Annotated in this window: 3 protein-coding genes; all 3 read right to left on the reverse strand. The window is 49.8% G+C overall.

Features of this window, described 5'->3' with window-relative positions:
* Positions 1-325 precede the first annotated feature (325 nt).
* The 3 genes from BMY98_RS26485 to BMY98_RS26495 are packed head-to-tail and all read right to left on the reverse strand — an operon-like array spanning position 326 to position 2133.
* Positions 326-661, reverse strand: coding sequence for a hypothetical protein (locus BMY98_RS26485; RefSeq protein ID WP_245760135.1), 336 nt, complete (start codon positions 659-661; stop codon positions 326-328).
* Between the two features lie 48 nt (positions 662-709).
* Entirely contained in the window at positions 710-1261 is a 552-nt protein-coding gene (locus tag BMY98_RS26490; RefSeq protein WP_074893756.1) for a hypothetical protein, read from the reverse strand.
* A gap of 2 nt (positions 1262-1263) precedes the next feature.
* Positions 1264-2133 (reverse strand): hypothetical protein, encoded by an 870-nt coding sequence (locus BMY98_RS26495; protein ID WP_074893758.1) that lies wholly within the window; start codon positions 2131-2133, stop codon positions 1264-1266.
* Between the last annotated feature and the right edge of the window lie 140 nt (positions 2134-2273).

The raw sequence follows: 2273 nt of genomic DNA on the forward strand, positions 1-2273 counted from the left end.
CACGATCCACCTCCTATTGTTGTGGGATTTGTCGGGACGATATGCGCGCCTGATTTACCTGAGTGCAGATCAAAGGGGTCCGTCCCCTTTTATTCAAATACCTTGTGGGCTCGTGTGACTGCCGTCCATTCGGAGCTACTACGCGTAACGTTGTCACTATTCGGTACAGGCATTGATAGCTTCGCAACTGCATCGCCGCGCTCAACATATTCACGGATGCTATTCAACTCGTAGTCATCTGAGACGTGTGGCCCCTTAGCTATGCGCCCCAGCACACTTTTGTAGGAGGGCCACTTCGGGTTTACGCCCGAGCGATCGCACTGAATTACTTCTTGGTCCATGGTTCCACCTTAAATTCTGCTACACCTGTTTTACCGGGGGCGGGACTACCGACTTTGACTGTTACACCTTGAACCTTGGTTTTTCCTGATTCCAACGCCGCTTGCAAAGCATCGCGTAAAGCAGGATCGGAGTCGGCAATTGAACTATTACCCAGCCATCCCTCCAACCGCGTCCTCGGGTCCCAATGCGGGGTACCGGCCTTACTCACGCCATTCACCGAAGACTTCGCATCCATCACTACCACGGTAATCGTATCGCCATTGATCGCAACCGCGCAGCCATCGCAGCCGTGGTTGCTGCTGTTTTGCAGGAAGAACAAAGGGGGCCGTCCCCTTTTATTGTCGCCTTTTATCTTAGCAGCATCATTTTATCCGTATGAAGAAATCAAATGCTTCGCAGTCTTACTCTCTGCCGAAGAGCCAGAGGCCATCATAGCCAAATCTTCAATTGACAAGAAATTGGAATTTAAATAGCTTCGAAATCCAGGATGGAGAGCTGATTCTTTTACCGCGATGACTCCGAATTCTTCATACGCGCTTTCAAAAGCAACCCATTTGTATCCTCCCTCGAAAAGCACTATAGGATATCCAACAGTCCCGCCAAAAAAACTTTCAAACCTTTCACTGAGCCAAGCCACATCTTTTTCCACATCAGTGCCATCGATGGAAAAACATGAATTCGCCAGTGACTTGCCTCCTGAGAACTTAATTAATACCTCTGAGCAAAAGCTAGCGACACTATTCGATATCAATCCTGAAAACACTTCAAAAAAACACAAAATTGGCCTTTCAAAAAACCAGAACAGATAACCATCACCTTTGAAAATATTTACCGGCAAGTCTTTGCTAAGGTCGATTACAGTTTCTAGCTTATCAAGTGAAAACTTAAACTCTGCACATCCGAATTTTGAGATACCCATCGTCACTCCTCCGAAAATCTAATTTTTGCTGCTGGCTTTTTCGATCCATTTATTGTCAACGACGCGGAGGGCTGCCCGGTAGACGTTGATGATGGATAGAAGCGATAAGTTTTCTCTCCATTAGTCAGTACAGTAACTGAGCCGTCTTGAGAAATCGTCTTCTGGTAACCATGTGACTCCAGAGTCGTTATGGCGCTGCGCTGAGTTGCATTAGTTTCAATCTGCCCGGCACTGTTGCGGGTCGCCTTCGGCAAGAAATCGACTGCCGTTACAGGCGGTGCCAACTCGTCGATTATAGCCTTCGCCTCGTCCGCTGCCAGACTCGCCGCACGCTTCTCACCGATCAGGGCCAGCATGCCTTTCGCACCGACCCCACCGAGCATCTCTAGGACAAGATCGCCATCAATCAGAGGGACTATGCCCCCCCCCAACAGGGTACTCAGTCGCTGGTATTGCTCTTGCGCGCCAATGTTCACCCCGCTCAACGAGCCGATTTCATTCTGATACTGGAGTGCGGTGCCAGGCCCAAATTGTTTCACCCAGTCGGTAGGAATCGCCGCAGCCCCATCGCCTGAATAACCGCTAGCGCTCGGACTGAACAGTGCCGAGTCTGCATATTGCTTTGAGGTTGACGAGAAGGCGTAGACCTTGTCACCGTCCGCGATAATCGGCGTCCCATCGGCCCATGTGAGTGCTATTTTTTCACTCTGAAGACGGGATATCGACGCGCCGACAGTCTTCAAATCGTCCAGCAGATTGAGCTTCTCTGGATTAGTGTCGCTAGCTGTGCCGAGAATGGCTTTCAAACGCGCGGCGTCAGACGCATCGACTTCCGCACTCGCGTAGAAGTTAAGCAAGGTTTGCCAGGACATCCCTGAATTGCTTTTGCCCTGCTCATCTAGTTTCTGATCTTCTGAAAGATCAAAGGGGTCCGTCCCCTTTTATTCTGAATAATTGCTTGTGTTTCGCCGACGGAGCTCGTGTTAAACCGAGCCTTGGACTGGGAATGAAA

The sequence above is a fragment of the Pseudomonas graminis genome (genome assembly GCF_900111735.1).
Classification (GTDB): Bacteria; Pseudomonadota; Gammaproteobacteria; order Pseudomonadales; family Pseudomonadaceae; genus Aquipseudomonas; species Aquipseudomonas graminis.